Genomic DNA, 2,779 nt, shown 5'->3' with positions numbered 1-2,779 from the left:
CTGCGCGACGAGTCCCACATCCAGAACAGTCCCGCCCACACCGACGAAGCCATCCGCGCCCTGCAGGACTCCGGCATCCGCGGCGTCTTCGCCTACGGCTGGCCGTCCATCGACTCCAACAAGTGGATGCTGCGCGGCGAGGCCACCCACCCCGAAGACATCCGCCGCATCCGCGAGCAGGTCCTCACCGACGACACCGCCCTGGTCACCCTCCAAGCCATGCTCCGCGGCCCCGAGCTGTCCACCACCGAGGTCAGCGCCGCCGACATCGGGCTGGCCCGCGACCTAGGAATCCGCTCCAGCATGCACGTCGGCAACGGCCCCTGGGGCCCGCAGCTCCGCGGCATCGGCTCCCTCGGCCAGGCCGGCCTGTTGGGCGACGACCTGCTGTTCATCCACTGCTGCACCTCTGATGACGAAGAGCTCAAGATGCTCGCCGACTGCGGCGCCGGCGCATCGGTGTCGGCCGCCATCGAAGCCGTCATGCCGGGCCTCGGCGCACCTGCGACCGGCAGGCTGCTGAAGTTCGGCATCCGCCCCAGCCTGTCCATCGACACCGAGGCGACCGTCGCCGGCGACATGTTCAACGTCATGCGCGCCGCCCTGTCCGCGCACAACGTCGGCGTCAGCCTCGCGCCGGAGGAGTACGCGGACCTGCCGACGTTCACCCCGCGCGACCTGCTCGAGTTCGCCACCATCGCCGGCGCCAAGGCCTCCGGCCTCGACGACCGCACCGGCAGCCTCACCGTCGGGAAGGACGCCGACCTCATCGTGTTCCGCCTCGACGAGTTCACCACCGTCCCCAGCGCCGACATCGCCGCTTCCATCGTCGGTGCCGGACACCCCGGCAACGTCGAGACCGTCCTTGTGGCCGGGAGGGCCGCGAAGTGGAACGGCCAACTCACCCACCCCGACCTTGACAGCATTCGCGCCCAGGCGGAGAAGTCCCGCGACCGGCTCCTCGCGAGCCCGCTCGTCGAGAGCTGAGACCCGCACTACCGGTACAGAAAGAGGACATCTACATGGCAACCGTGTGTGCGGTCATCGCCTCCACCCACCACCCGTTCTACTACCGGGCCAGCACCGCGACAGGGGCGGACCGGCCGCCGTTCGCTGACGAGTGGGTCTCCAAGGTCGAGAAGTTCCGCGAGACCCTGACCAAGGCTCGCCCCGACGTGCTGGTGATGGTCGGCAGCGACCACTTCCACCAGCTGTGGCTCGACAACATGCCGCAATTCCTCATCGGCAAGGCACCGTTCTACGACGCCAACTGGTACAACGAGGAGCGCGAGTTCGGCATGCCGAAGATGACGCTCCACGGCCACGAGGACCTCTCAGCCCACCTGCTCCGCAAGGGTCTCGACTCCGGGTTCGACCTCGCGTTCAGCAACGAGCTGCGCATCGACCACTCCATCACCTGCCCCATCATCACGCTGCGGCCGGAGGCGGACCTGCCCATCGTGCCCATCTACACCAACATCTTCGCCCCGCCGCTGCCGCAGCCGAAGCGCTTCATCCAGCTCGGGCAGACCATCCGGGAAATCATCGACTCCTGGCCCGAGAACCTCCGGGTCGCCGTCATCGGCACCGGCCACCTGTCCCTCGAGCTCGGCGGACCCCGCCAGTTCGGCGACCACGGCCCCGACCCCGAGTTCGACCGTCGGGCCGTGGACTGGATCTCCACTGGAGACTTCGACGGCTGCCTGTCCCAGGTGACCCTCGACAGCCTGCACCTGCCCGGCAACGCCACCCACGGCTTCATGGACTTCATGCTGATGATGGGTGTGGCCGGGGAGAACGCGAAGGCCGACTACGTCGACACCTTCGACCTGTTCCACACCATGGAGGCGTACTTCACCTGGTACCCCGAAGGGAGCCTGTCGTGAGCAAGTACCTGCTGAACAAGTTCCTGTTCACCATCGACCGCGACCCCGACCTCGTCGAGCGGTACCGCACCGACCCGGTCGAGACCGTGCGCTGGTGGGAGGCCGAGGAAGCCAACCGCATCCTGAACTGCATCCTCGAGGAGCGCAGCACGTGGCTGGCATTCGACGACGTCGAGCGCAAGGCGCTGTCCGAGCACGACTACGTGAAGTTGTTCGAGCTCGGCACCCACCCGTTCCTCACCCTCACGCTGTTCATCGCGATGTTCGAGCGCGACCACGAGCCCCTGGGCTTCCAGAAGGAGTACGCGCTCCGGCTCAACCACTTCCAGATGCCCTACCCCGACATCGCCACCTGAACCGCTCGCGAGCGCTCACCTGAACCGGAACACCGGAAGGAACCATGACCACCCCAAGCACCACCCCCGACCAGGGTTCGACCACGACCCAGGAGACGCCGCGCGGTCCACTGCACGGCCTCGTCGTCGCCGACTTCTCCCGCGTCCTGGCCGGCCCCTACGCCACCATGCTGCTCGCCGACCTCGGCGCCGAGATCATCAAGGTCGAGAGCCCCGCCGGTGACGACACCCGCCACTGGGTGCCGCCGGTACGCGACGGGGTCGGTACCTACTACCTGGCCATCAACCGCAACAAGCGGTCGGTGACTCTCGACCTCAAGGACGAGGACGACCTCAAGGTCGCCCACGCCCTGTCCGCGCGTGCCGACATTTTCATCCAGAACTTCAAGCCCGGTGGCCTGGCCCGGTTCGGCCTGGACTACGACTCCGTCGCCGCCCGCAACCCGCACACCGTGTACTGCTCCATTAGCGGGTTCGGCGCCGCCGGCGGCAAGGACCTGCCCGGCTACGACCTCCTCGTTCAGGCCATGTCCGGGC

3 protein-coding genes and 1 pseudogene are annotated in these 2,779 nt (G+C 67.6%); all 4 read left to right on the top strand.

Features of this window, described 5'->3' with window-relative positions:
• Window positions 1–987 (top strand): amidohydrolase family protein (locus ELR45_RS11645; RefSeq protein ID WP_205856434.1); only part of this gene is annotated, 987 nt, incomplete at its 5' end.
• A 35-nt stretch (window positions 988–1,022) separates the two neighbouring features.
• The gene (locus ELR45_RS11640) at window positions 1,023–1,886 is read left to right on the top strand and encodes a DODA-type extradiol aromatic ring-opening family dioxygenase (protein ID WP_129666138.1); all 864 of its coding nucleotides are present in this window, start codon (window positions 1,023–1,025) and stop codon (window positions 1,884–1,886) included.
• Complete coding sequence (locus ELR45_RS11635; protein ID WP_129666136.1) at window positions 1,883–2,242, top strand: hypothetical protein; 360 nt, start codon at window positions 1,883–1,885, stop codon at window positions 2,240–2,242. Before ELR45_RS11640 ends, ELR45_RS11635 begins: the two co-directional genes overlap by 4 nt.
• A gap of 44 nt (window positions 2,243–2,286) precedes the next feature.
• A pseudogene (locus ELR45_RS37560) lies at window positions 2,287–2,779 on the top strand (CaiB/BaiF CoA transferase family protein); the annotation flags it as partial.

The organism is Phytoactinopolyspora endophytica (genome assembly GCF_004138495.1).
GTDB classification, from domain to species: Bacteria; Actinomycetota; Actinomycetes; order Jiangellales; family Jiangellaceae; genus Phytoactinopolyspora; species Phytoactinopolyspora endophytica.
Note: the sequence above shows the minus strand (reverse complement) of the source record. Positions and strands in the feature narration are given on the sequence as shown.